General features: G+C 67.5%; 15 protein-coding genes. 12 read left to right on the top strand and 3 right to left on the bottom strand.

Annotation, left to right across the window (positions count from 1 at the left end):
• Positions 1-98: 98 nt before the first annotated feature.
• Both NJ69_RS15470 and NJ69_RS15465 read right to left on the bottom strand, forming a co-directional pair.
• On the bottom strand, positions 99-761 hold the full coding sequence (locus NJ69_RS15470; RefSeq protein WP_155290538.1) for a GNAT family N-acetyltransferase: 663 nt from the start codon (positions 759-761) through the stop codon (positions 99-101).
• The gene (locus NJ69_RS15465; RefSeq protein ID WP_039580542.1) at positions 758-1,294 is read right to left on the bottom strand and encodes an RNA polymerase sigma factor; all 537 of its coding nucleotides are present in this window, start codon (positions 1,292-1,294) and stop codon (positions 758-760) included. Before NJ69_RS15465 ends, NJ69_RS15470 begins: the two co-directional genes overlap by 4 nt.
• A gap of 305 nt (positions 1,295-1,599) precedes the next feature.
• Between NJ69_RS15465 and sctW the strand changes: the two genes are divergently transcribed.
• The 12 genes from sctW (at position 1,600) to NJ69_RS22945 (ending at position 12,684) form a co-directional block, all read left to right on the top strand.
• Positions 1,600-2,736 carry a type III secretion system gatekeeper subunit SctW gene (sctW, locus tag NJ69_RS15460; protein WP_245219459.1) on the top strand — a complete coding sequence of 379 codons (1,137 nt, stop codon included), beginning with the start codon at positions 1,600-1,602 and terminating at the stop codon, positions 2,734-2,736.
• Positions 2,733-4,820, top strand: a complete 2,088-nt coding sequence (gene sctV, locus NJ69_RS15455; RefSeq protein WP_039580540.1) for a type III secretion system export apparatus subunit SctV — start codon at positions 2,733-2,735, stop codon at positions 4,818-4,820. Before sctW ends, sctV begins: the two co-directional genes overlap by 4 nt.
• A gap of 85 nt (positions 4,821-4,905) precedes the next feature.
• Positions 4,906-5,796 carry an FHA domain-containing protein gene (locus tag NJ69_RS15450; protein WP_039580538.1) on the top strand — a complete coding sequence of 297 codons (891 nt, stop codon included), beginning with the start codon at positions 4,906-4,908 and terminating at the stop codon, positions 5,794-5,796.
• On the top strand, positions 5,796-7,154 hold the full coding sequence (locus NJ69_RS15445; protein ID WP_039580535.1) for a FliI/YscN family ATPase: 1,359 nt from the start codon (positions 5,796-5,798) through the stop codon (positions 7,152-7,154). The genes NJ69_RS15450 and NJ69_RS15445 overlap by 1 nt, the downstream gene beginning before the upstream one ends.
• Positions 7,141-7,560 (top strand): YscO family type III secretion system apparatus protein, encoded by a 420-nt coding sequence (locus NJ69_RS15440; protein WP_039580532.1) that lies wholly within the window; start codon positions 7,141-7,143, stop codon positions 7,558-7,560. Before NJ69_RS15445 ends, NJ69_RS15440 begins: the two co-directional genes overlap by 14 nt.
• Complete coding sequence (locus NJ69_RS15435) at positions 7,553-8,116, top strand: hypothetical protein (protein ID WP_039580530.1); 564 nt, start codon at positions 7,553-7,555, stop codon at positions 8,114-8,116. The genes NJ69_RS15440 and NJ69_RS15435 overlap by 8 nt, the downstream gene beginning before the upstream one ends.
• Before the next feature lies 1 nt (position 8,117).
• Positions 8,118-9,230, top strand: a complete 1,113-nt coding sequence (gene sctQ / locus NJ69_RS15430; RefSeq protein WP_039580528.1) for a type III secretion system cytoplasmic ring protein SctQ — start codon at positions 8,118-8,120, stop codon at positions 9,228-9,230.
• The gene (gene sctR / locus NJ69_RS15425) at positions 9,227-9,880 is read left to right on the top strand and encodes a type III secretion system export apparatus subunit SctR (RefSeq protein WP_029613974.1); all 654 of its coding nucleotides are present in this window, start codon (positions 9,227-9,229) and stop codon (positions 9,878-9,880) included. The genes sctQ and sctR overlap by 4 nt, the downstream gene beginning before the upstream one ends.
• A gap of 9 nt (positions 9,881-9,889) precedes the next feature.
• Positions 9,890-10,144 (top strand): type III secretion system export apparatus subunit SctS, encoded by a 255-nt coding sequence (sctS, locus tag NJ69_RS15420; RefSeq protein WP_029613975.1) that lies wholly within the window; start codon positions 9,890-9,892, stop codon positions 10,142-10,144.
• On the top strand, positions 10,144-10,941 hold the full coding sequence (sctT, locus tag NJ69_RS15415; protein ID WP_037028125.1) for a type III secretion system export apparatus subunit SctT: 798 nt from the start codon (positions 10,144-10,146) through the stop codon (positions 10,939-10,941). Before sctS ends, sctT begins: the two co-directional genes overlap by 1 nt.
• A gap of 15 nt (positions 10,942-10,956) precedes the next feature.
• Positions 10,957-12,057 carry a type III secretion system export apparatus subunit SctU gene (gene sctU / locus NJ69_RS15410; RefSeq protein ID WP_039580522.1) on the top strand — a complete coding sequence of 367 codons (1,101 nt, stop codon included), beginning with the start codon at positions 10,957-10,959 and terminating at the stop codon, positions 12,055-12,057.
• Between the two features lie 420 nt (positions 12,058-12,477).
• Positions 12,478-12,684, top strand: a complete 207-nt coding sequence (locus NJ69_RS22945) for a hypothetical protein (RefSeq protein WP_029613978.1) — start codon at positions 12,478-12,480, stop codon at positions 12,682-12,684.
• A 57-nt stretch (positions 12,685-12,741) separates the two neighbouring features.
• On the opposite strand, the gene NJ69_RS15400 is transcribed toward NJ69_RS22945, so the two are convergent.
• A complete protein-coding gene (locus NJ69_RS15400; RefSeq protein WP_039580519.1) occupies positions 12,742-13,191 on the bottom strand; it encodes a type III secretion system chaperone in 450 nt (149 codons plus the stop codon).
• Between the last annotated feature and the right edge of the window lie 5 nt (positions 13,192-13,196).

Genomic DNA, 13,196 nt, shown 5'->3' with positions numbered 1-13,196 from the left:
CCTGGGACCGCTGCGCGCTCCAATCGCGGCACAAGGCCGCTCCCACGAGGGCGTGCGAGATTGCAGGAATTGAGCCGGACAGTGACTCGAACTAGGCTTCAGCGCGGGCTGTCGGGTCCTGCACTGGCTGCCCTTGGGGGCGGGGGTGTCGCGCGATCACGGATCAAGCCCGTGCCATCCGCCCGACAAGCCTGCTCCACACGCACATCGGACTCAGTAGAAGGTTCCGAGGTCAGGTGCAGCCCGTAGAGCACCACATCGGCACGCAGCTCGGCGAAGCGGGCGATGCCAGGAAAGCGGCCCCATTGCGCGGCCCCCAGCCCTTGCACGCCACGTTTGCTCGCCGCGTTATGCTCGATGATCCAGGCCACCAGCGTCTCGAAGCCGTAGCGTCGGGCCAGCACCACCGCGGCCTGGCCGAGGCGAATGCCAACGCCGCTGCCGACGTGGTCGTGGCGCACGTAGATCGACACCTCGCCGGTCAGCCGGCACGCCTGGGCGCCCCAACTGAAGCGATTGACGATCAGCCAGGCGACCACCTCGCCGCCGCGTTCGAGCACATAGATCGGATCGCCCTCCTTGACGAAGCAGTCGACGAAGAAGGTCATTTCCTCCAGGGAAAACGCTCTGAGCACGGGGGAGCTGGTGCCCCCCAGAGCGCTTTCGTTGAAGATCGCGGTCATCGTCGGCAGGTCCTCGGGCGTGTAGCGACGCACCCCAGGGGGCAGCTCGGAGCGACTGTTCAAACGGTTGGCGATCATGCGCGAGCCTCCCCGAACACACTGCGCTTGAGGTGTTCGCGGGCCCGGAACAGGCGCGAGCGCACGGTGCCGATCGGCACGCCCAGGCGCTCGGCGGCGTCGCGGTAGCTGCTCTCGGTATCCACGGCGGTCAACAGGGTTTCGCGCATTTCCTTGGGCAGCGCGTCCATGGCCGTCAGCGTGCGGTCCAGCAGTCGATGGTGGTCGCACTGCTCGCCCAGGTCGATGTCGTCACTCATTTCGTGGCATTCGCTTTCATCGAAGGCGCACAGCGGCGGCTGCGCGTAGTACCGGCGGAAATGGTTGCGGATCAAGTTCAAGGCGATGCCGCACAGCCAGGTGTCCGGCTTGGCCAGCCCTTTGAATTTCTCCTGGTTGCGCCAGGCCTCCAGGTACGTGAGCTGGATCAGGTCATCGGCGTCGTCCTGGTTGAGCACGCGTTTCTGGATGAACAGACGCAGCTTGCGCTCCTCGCCGAAGGTGATGCCGGGCGCGGACGTGTTCTGGGTTGACGCGAAGTTCAGACAAGCCATCAGTAAATCCCTCTGATAGGTGCATAACGTCGATCCGATGTCGACAAGCCCTATCAGCAGAACCTGTGCCAAACCCAAATTACTCAATAAGCAACTGATAAATAACGATTTTATTTTTCCGGTTGCAGACGGTTCGTGCAGGCCGCTGCACAGGCCAGCCCAGTGCCACTGCAAGAATTTGCACCGCCCGGCCGCGTAAAAATGCCCGCCATCGCCATCCGGCGAACGGCGCGGAAAAAGCCGTTGGGGAGGATGGAACCGAACGCCGAAGTGCTGCCACCCACTGAGCATCCGAAACCACGCTCATGGTCATCATGAAAGTAGAAGCGCCGAGACATATGCGCAGTGCCGTGCCACTGGCCCAGGCCGTTTCGGCCTTGGCGCAACTGAGCACGCCAGCGCCAACGCAGCAGGCCGTGCAGTCCAGTTCGATGGAGGAGGTCGGCATGACCTTCAGCCATCACGTGGAGCGCAGCACCAAGGCCCTGAGCCAGCGGCGTATCCGCAGTGCGCGTAAAGAGGTGGGCCAGACCCGGATCGAAACGCGCGAGCGCCTGGAAGAGTGGTACGACCAGCTCGGTCATCCCGGCAAGCTGAGCCTGAGCGCCATGGCCGCCCAGGTCGGCGCCTTGCTCTACGGCGAGCCGGTGCTCGAAGACCTGGTGCAGGCCAGCGGCGCAGATCCGGCCCGCACCGACCTGATCCTGCAGCAGGTGCTGCGCGAGGCCGAGGCGCAAGGGCGCAAGGTCGAAGCCCAGCGCGCCCGCGACTACCTGCAACGGCTGCGTGAGCAATATGGCGCGCAGATCCAGGCCGGCATGAACATCGCCGAGGCCTTGCGCGCCGCGGGCGGCGACCCCGAGTTGCGCCAGGCCGTGCGCCGCCTTTACTACGACACCGTGGTGCTCAAGCAGTCGCTGCCGAGCATGATGCAGGCGCTGCTCGGCCTGTTCGGCGAAACCGCGTTCGTCTCTGGCCTGGACATGATGCGCCGCGCCCTGGCCGACGACATCGCCGCGCAGACCCCGTCGAGCCCCACCGCCAAGCTGCGGGCATTGCTGATCGGCCTGGCCGTCTCCACTCAACTGGGCAGCGTGCTACACAGCTGCCGGCAATTGCTGGAGCAGTTGGCCGACGGTTGCCCGACCAGTCAGCTCACGGCGGTGCTGTTGCTGCAGCGCCTGCTCGGGATGGCGGCCAGTGGTGTGTCGGCGGCCGAAGTGCGCCGCATCGGCCGCGAACTTGGTGGCGAACAGGAGCGCGATCAACTGGTGTCGCTCAACGGCCTGTACGCCATGCTCAAGCGCCTGCCGCTGGCGCTCTGGCGCGACGGCAAGAGCCGCCAGAGTGCGCTGAAGACGGTGCTGGTGCTGCTCGATGAGCGTTCCCGTGGCGAAACGCGCGGACAGACCGCCGCCCCGATCAAAGGTGTGTTCGCATGATCGCCCTGTTGAACCGCGCTGCGGGCGCGGCGCTGCGGCGCATCGAAGTGGCCGGTGCATTCGTGGTGCTGGGCATCGTGTTCATGCTGATCCTGCCGTTGCCCACCTCGGTGGTCGACGTGCTGATCGCCATCAACATCTGCATCTCCTGCCTGCTGATCGTGCTGTCGTTGTACCTGCCGCGCCCGCTGGCCTTTTCCTCGTTCCCGGCCGTGCTGCTGCTGACCACCTTGTTCCGTCTGGCGCTCTCTGTGGCCACCACCCGGTTGATCCTGCTCCAGGGCGACGCCGGGCATATCGTCGAGGCGTTCGGCAACTTCGTGGTCGGCGGCAACCTGGCCGTGGGCCTGGTGATCTTCCTGATCCTCACCGTGGTCAACTTCCTGGTCATCACCAAAGGCTCCGAGCGCGTGGCCGAGGTGGCCGCCCGTTTTACCCTGGACGCGTTGCCGGGCAAGCAGATGTCCATCGACAGCGACCTGCGCGCCAACCTCATCGATGTCAGCGAAGCCCGTCGCCGCCGCGAAGAGCTGAACAAGGAAAGCCAGCTGTTCGGCGCGATGGACGGGGCGATGAAGTTCGTCAAGGGCGACGCCATCGCCGGCCTGGTGATCGTGGTGATCAACCTGATCGGCGGCTTCTCCGTGGGCATGATGCAGCACGACATGGGCGCCGCCGAATCGATGCACCTGTATTCGGTGCTGACCATCGGCGACGGCCTCATCGCGCAGATTCCTGCACTGCTGATTTCCCTCACCGCCGGCATGATCATCACCCGTGTGTCGCCGGAGGGGCAGCCGGCCGGCAGCAGCATCGGCAAGGAGATCGCCAGCCAGTTGACCGCCGAGCCCAAGGCCTGGGTGATCGCCTCGGTGGGCATGCTGGGCTTCGCTGCGCTGCCCGGCATGCCGACGCTGGTGTTCATCGTCATCGCCCTGATCACCGGCAGCGCCGGGGTCGTCCAGCTGTATGCCCGCGCCCGGCAGGCGCGCCAGGGCGACGACGCGCCCACGGCGGTGGCGCCCGAGGACAACGGTGCCGAGGACCTGCGCAGCTTCGACCCGACCCGCGCCTACCTGTTGCAGTTCTCCGTGGCCATGCAGGGGCACCCGGCCACCGACGAGGCGATCCAGACCCTGCGCAAGAAACGCAATGGCCTGGTGGCCGGGTTCGGCCTGACCTTGCCGCCCTTCGAGATCGAATACAGCGCGCTGCTGGAGGACGACGAGTGTCGTTTCTGCGTGCACGAGGTGCCGATGTTGCGCGCCACCTTCGGCGAGCGCGTGGCCGTGGCGCGCGGGCCGCTGCCGTTCGAGCCGCGCCAGGCGCAGGTGGGCAGCGAGGTGCGCGACGAGCAGCAGTGGCTGTGGTTGCTGCCCGACGATCCGCTGCTGGCGCACGAGCAGGTGGAAGCGGTATCGGCCAGCGAACTGCTGGTGGAGCGCATGAGCCGCGCCATGTTCGCCACCGGCCCGCAGTTCCTGGGCTTGCAGGAAAGCAAGTCGATCCTCAGCTGGCTCGAAGCGGGCCAGCCAGAGCTGGTGCAGGAGTTGCAGCGGACCATGCCCTTGGCGCGCTTCGCCGCCGTGCTGCAACGCCTGGCTGGGGAGGGCGTGCCGCTGCGGGCGGTGCGTCTGATCGCCGAGTCGCTGATCGAGCACGGGCAACACGAACGCGACGTCGGCGCCCTGACCGACTACGCCCGCATCGCCCTGAAGTCGCAGATCTATCACCAGTACCGCGACGCCGAGGGCCTGCATGCCTGGCTGTTGACCCCGGAAAGCGAAACGCTGCTGCGCGAGGCGCTGCGCCAGACCCAGACGGAAACCTTCTTCGCCCTGGAAAGCGGGCACACCCGGGCATTGGTGCTGCAACTGCGCGAAGGCTTCCCCCTGCGCGCCAAGCGCGTGGCCGTGCTGCTGGTGGCCCAGGACCTGCGCGCGCCGCTGCGCGACTTGTTGCGCGACGAATTCAACCACGTCCCGGTGCTCGCCTACAGCGAGCTGCACAGCAACGCCCAGGTCAACGTCCTGGGCCGTTTCGACCTGGAGCAGGATCACTTGCAGGTGGAAGCGGCCGCCTGAGGGCCAGTCGCGTCACGGGACCATTGCATACAACGAAGGCAGGCGCTTGCGGGCGGCCTGCCGATAACAGGTGAGGAAATTGGCCATGTTCGAGCTGCGCGTTTTAAGTGGTCTGCACCGGGGTGCGGCGTTGCCCCTGGTGGGCGACGAATGGGTCGTGGGGGCGGCCGAGGAGGCCGATCTGGCGCTCTACGATCCTGGCATCTGCACCCGCCACGTGCGCCTGCAACGCCGCGATCAGCAGTGGCGGCTGGAACCGCTGGACGGCGCGGTGTGCGACGCCCAGGGCCAACCTTGGGCGCTGGCGCAGGCGCTGCCGGTCGATGTGCCGTTCGCCGTCGCCGGCATCTGGCTGTGCCTCGCCTCGGCCGACCAGCCGTGGCCGCCGGAGGCGCTGGACAGTGCTGCGTCGGCGGCGGGCAGTGCGCTCAGCCCGAAAGCGGCGGCGCGGCCCTCGTGGTCCAGGCGCTTGGCCATCGCGGCGGCGGTGATTACCGTGGCCTCCAGTGCCTGGGCCTTCACCAGTCAACCGACCCCGCCCGTGGCCGCGAGCCCGACGCCGCCGCTCACGCGCAGCAAGGTGGCGCTGGACAGCGTGGCGACGGTGCGTCTGCAACTGGAGCGCATGCTCCAGGAGCGTGACCTGGCCACCCAGGTACGGGTCGAGTCGCAGGGCGATCGCCTGGTGCTGGTGGGCGAGTTGCCGCGCCAGCGCCTGGCGGTGGTCGAGCGCTTGTTACAGCGCTTCAACGACCGCTATCAACCCTCGGTCGAGGTGCTGGCCAAGGTGCAGGAGCACCTCACGCAGTTGCCGTTCCAGATCGCCCAGATCGTCGGTGGCAAGCGTGGCCACGTGGTCACCTCCGACGGTCGCCGGCTGTTTCTCGGTGACCAGATCGATGGCTTGCGCCTGACCGCCATCGGCAACGACAAAGTGACCTTCGAAGGCGACCAGCGCTACGAGGTCACCTGGTGATGACACACGCCGCAGCGGCCCGTCTGCAGGCCTGGGAAACGGACCAGTACGCACGCCTGCAGCGCTTTTCGCCGGTGGCGGTGCGCGGACGGGTGCAACGGGTCAACGGCATCCTGCTGCAATGCCGCCTGCCCCAGGCGCAGATCGGCGATCTGTGCCAGGTCGAGCGCGATGCTCGTGAGCCGCTGCTGGCCGAGATCGTTGGCTTCGACCAGCACGACGCCTTGCTCAGTGCGCTCGGTGGCCTGGAAGGCGTGCGCGTTGGCGCGGCGGTGCAGCCGCTGGGCATGCCGCACCGGGTGCAGGTGGGGCCGCAGTTGCTGGGCCAGGTGCTCGATGGCTTTGGCCGGCCACTGCTCGACGGCGGTGTCGGGGCGTTCGCCGATGCGTCGGTGCTGCACGCCTCGGTGGTGATCGGCGAAGCGCCTGCGCCCACCGCTCGGCCGCGCATCCAGCACGCGCTGACCACCGGCGTTAGGGCGATCGACGGACCGCTCACCCTCGGCGAAGGCCAGCGCGTGGGTTTGTTCGCTGGTGCCGGTTGCGGCAAGACCACGCTGCTGGCCGAGATCGCCCGCAATGTCGAGTGCGACGTCATCGTGTTCGGCCTGATCGGCGAGCGCGGGCGCGAGCTGCGCGAATTCCTCGATCACGAACTCGACGACGAACTGCGTGCCCGCGCGGTGCTGGTCTGTGCCACCTCCGACCGCTCCAGCATGGAGCGCGCCCGCGCTGCGTTCACGGCGACGGCGTTGGCCGAGGGCTTTCGTGCCCAAGGCCGGCGCGTGCTGCTGCTGATCGATTCGCTGACGCGGTTCGCCCGTGCGCAGCGTGAAATCGGCCTGGCCGCCGGTGAGCCGCTAGGCCGCGGCGGCCTGCCACCGTCGGTCTACAGCCTGCTGCCGCGTCTGGTGGAACGGGCCGGGTTGAGCAACGACGGCGCCATCACCGCGCTGTACACCGTGCTGATCGAGCAGGACTCGATGAACGATCCGGTGGCCGACGAGGTGCGCTCCTTGCTCGACGGCCACATCGTGCTCTCGCGCACGCTCGCCGAGCGCGGTCACTACCCGGCCATCGACGTGCTGGCGAGCCTGTCGCGCACCCTGGTCAACGTGGCCGACGGCGAACACCTGCGGGCCGGCGTCAACCTGCGGCGGTTGCTGTCGGCCTACGACCAGATCGAGCTGATGCTGCGCCTGGGCGAGTACCAGGCCGGTGCCGACCCGCTGACCGACCTGGCCGTGGAGTCGCGCGCCGCGTTGGACGGCTTTCTGCGCCAAGACCTGCGCGAGCCGGAGCCGCTGCCCTCGACCCTTGCGCACCTGCAGCAGTTGACCGCCTATGTGCCGGGCTGACGTGCAAGCCCTGGTGCCGGTGCGTCGTCACCGCGAAGGCCAGGCCGAGCGGGCCTGGCACCAGGCCCGTGAGCGGCTGCGCGAATGCGAAGCCGAAACCGCCGCTGCCCGCGCGCACTTGCAGACCGCCCGTGAGCGCCAGATGGCCGAGCGCGCGGCCTTGGGCGACGCGCATCGCGGCCGCGCGCTGAGCGTGGTCGAGTTGAACGCCTGGAGCACCCAGGAGCGCCGCCTGATCGGCGAGCTGGCCGAACACGCCCAACGCGTGCAGGCACTGGAGGCTGCCCAGGCACGTCAGGCCCAGGACACCGACGCGGCGCAGCAACGCCTGAGTGGACGGCGTCGCGACCTGGAAAAGCTCAAGGCACTGATGGCGCGCCTGGGGCAGGAGACCGGCGATGAATGAACGTTCCGTGAATCATGCACCGCTGCCTCGGCGTGAGCCGCCACCGGCACTGGGTCGCCCGCCGTTGCGCGGCGCCGAACCGGCGCCGGCCCAGGCGAGCCGGGTGGCGCGCTCGACTTCGCGCGACACCACCCCCGGCGCCGAGCGCGACCCTGAGGCGTCGATCGCTCGCAGCGATGGCTACTGGTTCCGCCAATGGGTCGAGGCGGTGGACGGCGGTCTGCACCAGGACACCGCCGGGGCGGATTCGCTGTCGGCCTCGACGGGCCTGGAGGGCAGCGAGGTGGAAGCGTTCGTCGATCAGCTCACGCCGCGCTTGCGCGCTACCCAAGACCTGCACCTGGACCTGCTGCTGCACCTGCCGCAGTTGGGGCGGATCAAGGTGCTGGCACGTCGGCAGGAGGCCGGGCCCGGCTGGGACATCGGCCTGAGCGGCGAGAACGAGGCGGTACAGGCGCGCCTGGCGAGCCGCCGTGGCCACCTCGAAGACGCCTTGGCGCAGAGCCTGGGCCAACCGATCAGCGTGCAGGTGGCACGCGTTGAAGAGGATTACTGACATGCGTGCCTGTGCACTGTCGCTGCCATCGGTCAGCGCTGATGAGGCCGCCGCCCGGCAGCGGCTGGGGGCGGGCGTCGAGTTGCCGTTCGAGGTGGCGGGAGAGGCGGGGGCGTTGACGCTGACCTTGGGCAACGGTCCCAGCGGCGCAGCGCCTGCGGTGTTCGCCTGTGCCCACGGGGCCTTCGCCCTGGGCGAGCCCGGCCCGGTGCTGAGCCTGTTCGGTGAGTGCCCGGTGGTGGTGCCCGCCGAGCCGGGGCCGGCTGACGACTGGTTCTGGTCGCTGTTCCATCAGGTGCTGAGCGCGCCGTTGCGCGAGGCCTTCGGGTTTCTCAAGCCCTTGGCCGCGAGCGAGGTCGAGGGCATTGCCTGTCGCCTCGACGTGCGCGTTGGCGATGCGCGCGTCGCCAGTCATCTGCGGCTGCCTGGGCAGACCCTGCTGGGCCTGCTCGACGCCGCCCCCTGGCAGCGCCAGGCCACGCCCTGGAGCGAAGGTTTCGTGGTGCGCGTGCCGCTGTTGCTCGGGCACCTGAGGTTGCCCAGCGATCAGCTCGCCGCCCTGCGTCCCGGCGACGTGGTGATTCCCGAGACCGCCCTGTTCGATTCAGCCGGCCACGGCCAGGTTCGCCTGGGCCGGCATTGCTTGCAGGTGCAGGCGCAGCAGCACCCCACGCCGTTGCACCTGACCGTACTCGCGCTTGAGGAGACCGAGATGAACGACATCCCCGACACCGATATTCTGACGCCCGACTGGGACGACACCGCCCACTACGGCGCAGACGAGCAGGACGCTGGGGCCTTCGACCCGGCCAGCCTGGCCCAGACCGACAGCGCTGACGACGTCCAAGCCTCAGCAACTGAACAGCAGGCTGGGGCCGAGCACCCGGACCGTTTCGACGCGCTGCCGCTGGCGCTGACGGTGCGTTGCGGTCACCTGAACCTGACCTTGGGCGAACTGCGCAACCTGGCCCCCGGCGCCGTGCTGCAGGTACACGGCGTGGCGGCGGGGGCAGCCACCCTGTTCCATGGCGAACAGCCGCTGGCCCAGGGCGAGCTGGTGCAGATCGACGGCCGCCTGGGCCTGCAGATCGTGCGCATGGATGTGGCTGGATGAGCTTCCAGGGGGTCGACCCCTTCCTGCTGGCGCTGTTCATCGGCGGCATTTCCCTGGTGCCGCTGCTGCTGATCATCTGCAGCGCGTTCCTCAAGATCGCCATCGTGCTGACCATCGCCCGTAACGCTATCGGCGTGCAGCAGGTGCCACCGAACATGGCGTTGTACGCCATCGCCCTGGCCGCGACGCTGTTCATCATGGCGCCGGTCGGCCACAACGTGGCCGAAGCGCTCAAGGAGCGGCCGCTGGACTTCAGCCACAGCGAGGCGTTGCAGGAATCGGCCCTGAACGCACTCAAGCCGCTGCAAGCCTTCATGTCGCGCAACACCAACCCGGACATCCTCACCCACCTGCTGGAGAACACCCAGCGCATGTGGCCCAAGGAGCGCGCCGAGCAGGCCAGTCGCGACGACCTGATGCTGCTGATCCCGGCGTTCATGCTGTCGGAGCTGGAGGCGGGCTTTCAGATGGGCTTTCTCATCTATATCCCGTTCATCGTCATCGACCTGATCGTCTCCAACCTGCTGCTGGCGCTGGGCATGCAGATGGTGGCGCCGATGACCATCTCGTTGCCGCTCAAGCTGCTGATCTTCGTGCTTGCCCAGGGTTGGACGCAGTTACTGGACAGCCTTTTCTATTCCTACCTCTGAGGCCCGGCGATGGACGCGATGACGCTGTTCAAGGAAGGCATGTTGCTGGTAGTTCTGCTCTCGGCGCCGCCGTTGATCGTGGCGGTGCTGGTGGGGGTGCTGACCTCGCTGGTGCAGGCCCTGATGCAGATCCAGGACCAGACCCTGCCGTTCGGCATCAAGCTGGTGGCGGTGGGGCTGACCCTGCTGGTCACCGGCCGCTGGGTCGGCGGGGAACTGCTCGGCTTGCTGCGCCGGGCCTTTGAAATGATGGCCAACACCTGATGGCGAACTCGGCATTGCTGCCTTATTTCGATCTGCTGCTGTCGGTGGCGCTGGGCATGGCGCGCATCTACCCGGTGGCGTATCTGGTGCCGGTGTTCTGCTTTCAGCACCTGCGTGGCCTGCCGCGCCATGCCATCGTCTTCGCCCTGGCCATGTTGCCCGCCCCCGGCATTCGCCAGGCGCTGCTCGACGCCCAGGTCAACTGGCTGACCCTCGGCGGCCTGATGCTCAAGGAACTGATCCTGGGGTTGTTGCTCGGGGTGCTGCTGGCGATGCCGTTCTGGCTGTACGAGTCGGTCGGCGCCTTGCTCGACAACCAGCGCGGGGCGTTGATCGGCGGGCAGTTGAACCCGTCGCTGGGCACCGACACCACGCCCCTGGGCCACCTGTTCAAGCAGATGACCATCCTGCTGCTGGTCGCCACCCTGGGCATCGGCACCTTGACCCAGGTGATCTGGGACAGCTACCTGGTCTGGTCGCCCACCACCTGGTTTCCGCTGCCCGGTGCCGAGGGCTTCGGCGTGTTTCTCGGCCTGCTCGGTGAGATGTTCATGCACATGCTGCTCTATGCCGCGCCGTTCATTGGCCTGCTGTTGCTGGTGGAAGCCAGCTTGGCGCTGTTGAGCCTGTACAGCCCGCAACTGCAGGTGTTCATCCTGGCCATGCCGGCCAAGAGCCTGATCGGCCTGGGTTTTCTGCTGTTCTACCTGCCCACGTTGTGGGACGCGATGACAGGCCGGCTGCTGCGCTATGGCGAAGTGCGGCATCTGCTCGACCTGCTGTTGCAGGCGCCCTGAACCCAGGACTGACCCATGAGCGAAGACAGCGGCGAAAAGACCAAGAGCGCGACACCGAAGAAGATTCGCGACGCCCGCAACAAAGGCCAGGTCGGCCAGAGCCAGGACCTGAGCAGCCTGATGGTGCTGGCGGTGATCACCGAAGTGGCGTTGACCCTGGCCGAGGACAGCCTGCAGACGCTGCAAGACCTGGTGGCCTTCCCGCTGCACCGCCTGGCGGTGAACTTCACCCGCGCCCTGGAAGAAACCCTCGCCCATGCCGGCGGCGTGCTGCTCAGCTTCACCCTGATGACCGTGGGCCTGGCGATCGCCACGCGCCTGGTGGCGGGCTGGATACAGTTCGGTTTCCTGTTTTCCCCCGAGGCCCTGCGGCCAGACCCGAATCGCCTGAACCCGGTGAACCAGGCGCAGCAGATGTTTTCCGGGCAAGCGCTGATCAACCTGTTCATGGGGCTGGTCAAGGCGGTGTTCATCGCTGCCGTGCTGTACCTGGTCACGCTGCCGGCGCTCGGGGCGCTGGTCAGCCTGGTCAACAGCGACCTGCCTACCTACTGGCGCGGCCTGGCCAGCCTGTTCCGGCACATCATGCACACCTGCCTGGCGGTGTTACTGGTGTTGGCCATCGTCGACTTCGGCCTGCAGAAGTACTTCTTCGCCAAGCGCCTGCGCATGAGCGAGGAGGAGGTGCGCAAGGAGTTCAAGGAAATGGAGGGTGACCCGCACGTCAAGATGCACCGCCGCAACCTGGCCCGGCAGTTGGTCGCACAATCCGCCGAGCCTGAGGCCAAGCCGGTGGAAGAGGCCGACATGCTGGTGGTCAACCCCACCCACTTCGCCGTCGCCCTGCGCTACCGACCCGAGGACGCGGCGCTGCCGCAGCTCATCGTCAAGGGCGTGGACGCCGAAGCCCGGGCGTTGATCGAGCGGGCCAAGGCGGCGCGGGTGCCGGTGATCCAGTGCATCTGGCTGGCGCGCACGATCTACCGTGAGGACGTCGGCGCATTCATCCCCCGCGAGACCCTCCAGGCTGTGGCGCATATCTACCGCGTGCTGCGCGAGCTCGACGATGAAGCCAAGGACGAGGTGATCGAGATTCCCGAGCTGGACCGGCGCTGAGCCGGTGGGTGGAACCGACCAACGCGGCGCTGCCACTCAGCAGAGGAGTCGGACCGCCTTTGCGCTGCCGACTCGGTGACCCCAACCACTCACTGGAGATTGCCCATGCCTCCTGATCCGAGCCTTGTCGGGCGCGCAGGTGCCCTGCACGGGGTGCATAGTGCCCCGTCATCCTCTTCACCCTCGTTGACTCAGCAACCCCTCGAGGCCCAACACCCGCGCAGCAGCCAGAGCCTGCAAGCGCGAGGGCGCTCGTCATCGGCGCCGCCGGCGCTGCATCAGCGCGGTCGAACCCGCAGCCGAGATGACACCCGCGCGGCGCGGGCCAGGTCTCATTCGCCTGGGGCGCGGCCCCCGGCCGAGTCCGAGCGCACGACACCGCCGCCCATACCCAGCTCGGAGCAGGCGCACCTGGACGACATGCAATCCCGTCAGCAGAAACTGATGGAGCAACAGTTCGCGATGCAGATCGGCATGGAGGAGCGCCAGGCGATGATGCTGCAAGTCAAGACCTCTGCGGACATGACCAAGCTGTTCGCCGATACGGTGAGCGAGGTCACCAACGGCTTCCTCGACAGTGCCAAGAAGGTCATGGAAAAAGGAGGCGAAGCGATGAAGCTGCGTTGACGTCCAGCGTTACCCTCGGCCCCGCCAGGTTCGCCTGGTGGGGCTTTTGCGCATGCCTCAACCCAGGCGTGTGCGGCCCATGGCCAGGCTCGCCGGGCGCGGCTCGACCGCCTTGGCCAGGTCGAGCAGGCGCGGGCGTACCTCGTTGACCTGGGCGACGAAACCGACCACCCAGTGGCAGAAGCGGGTCTCGTCCAGGCCCGACAACGCACTGTGCGCGCACAGGCGCACGCCGGCCTTGTCGTCCAGGGCCAGCCAACTGCCGCCGAGCAGGTCCAGGCGAAAGTTGAGTTCCAGCAGGCGCTTGTGCAGACCGGGGGCGTGGGCGGGCAGCTCGATGGCGCAATGCAGGATGGCCAGGTCGCTGTGCTCGGGCAGTTCGATGACCACCGCTTCGCGGTCGTGCGCGTCATACAGCGCGCACACGCCGTGCTCGAGGTGCAAGTCGGCGTGCAGGTGGTCGGCGAGGGCCGAGATCAAGCGTTGGGCAACGGCGTCGGCGGTCATGGTCA

The sequence above is a fragment of the Pseudomonas parafulva genome (assembly GCF_000800255.1).
Taxonomy (GTDB): Bacteria; Pseudomonadota; Gammaproteobacteria; order Pseudomonadales; family Pseudomonadaceae; genus Aquipseudomonas; species Aquipseudomonas boreofloridensis.
The sequence above is the reverse complement of the archived record's forward strand: the minus strand, read 5'-3'. Positions and strand labels throughout refer to the sequence as shown.

Excerpts from the sequence above, each read along its gene's own strand:
- sctQ (WP_039580528.1), top strand. The coding sequence starts at position 8,118 with ATGCGTGCCTGTGCACTGTCGCTGCCATCGGTCAGCGCTGATGAGGCC.
- NJ69_RS15440 (WP_039580532.1), top strand. The coding sequence starts at position 7,141 with ATGTGCCGGGCTGACGTGCAAGCCCTGGTGCCGGTGCGTCGTCACCGC.
- sctU (WP_039580522.1), top strand. The coding sequence starts at position 10,957 with ATGAGCGAAGACAGCGGCGAAAAGACCAAGAGCGCGACACCGAAGAAG.
- NJ69_RS15400 (WP_039580519.1), bottom strand. The coding sequence starts at position 13,191 with ATGACCGCCGACGCCGTTGCCCAACGCTTGATCTCGGCCCTCGCCGAC.
- NJ69_RS15470 (WP_155290538.1), bottom strand. The coding sequence starts at position 761 with ATGATCGCCAACCGTTTGAACAGTCGCTCCGAGCTGCCCCCTGGGGTG.
- NJ69_RS15465 (WP_039580542.1), bottom strand. The coding sequence starts at position 1,294 with ATGGCTTGTCTGAACTTCGCGTCAACCCAGAACACGTCCGCGCCCGGC.
- sctV (WP_039580540.1), top strand. The coding sequence starts at position 2,733 with ATGATCGCCCTGTTGAACCGCGCTGCGGGCGCGGCGCTGCGGCGCATC.
- sctT (WP_037028125.1), top strand. The coding sequence starts at position 10,144 with ATGGCGAACTCGGCATTGCTGCCTTATTTCGATCTGCTGCTGTCGGTG.
- sctS (WP_029613975.1), top strand. The coding sequence starts at position 9,890 with ATGGACGCGATGACGCTGTTCAAGGAAGGCATGTTGCTGGTAGTTCTG.
- NJ69_RS22945 (WP_029613978.1), top strand. The coding sequence starts at position 12,478 with ATGCAATCCCGTCAGCAGAAACTGATGGAGCAACAGTTCGCGATGCAG.
- NJ69_RS15435 (WP_039580530.1), top strand. The coding sequence starts at position 7,553 with ATGAATGAACGTTCCGTGAATCATGCACCGCTGCCTCGGCGTGAGCCG.
- NJ69_RS15445 (WP_039580535.1), top strand. The coding sequence starts at position 5,796 with ATGACACACGCCGCAGCGGCCCGTCTGCAGGCCTGGGAAACGGACCAG.
- sctR (WP_029613974.1), top strand. The coding sequence starts at position 9,227 with ATGAGCTTCCAGGGGGTCGACCCCTTCCTGCTGGCGCTGTTCATCGGC.
- sctW (WP_245219459.1), top strand. The coding sequence starts at position 1,600 with ATGGTCATCATGAAAGTAGAAGCGCCGAGACATATGCGCAGTGCCGTG.
- NJ69_RS15450 (WP_039580538.1), top strand. The coding sequence starts at position 4,906 with ATGTTCGAGCTGCGCGTTTTAAGTGGTCTGCACCGGGGTGCGGCGTTG.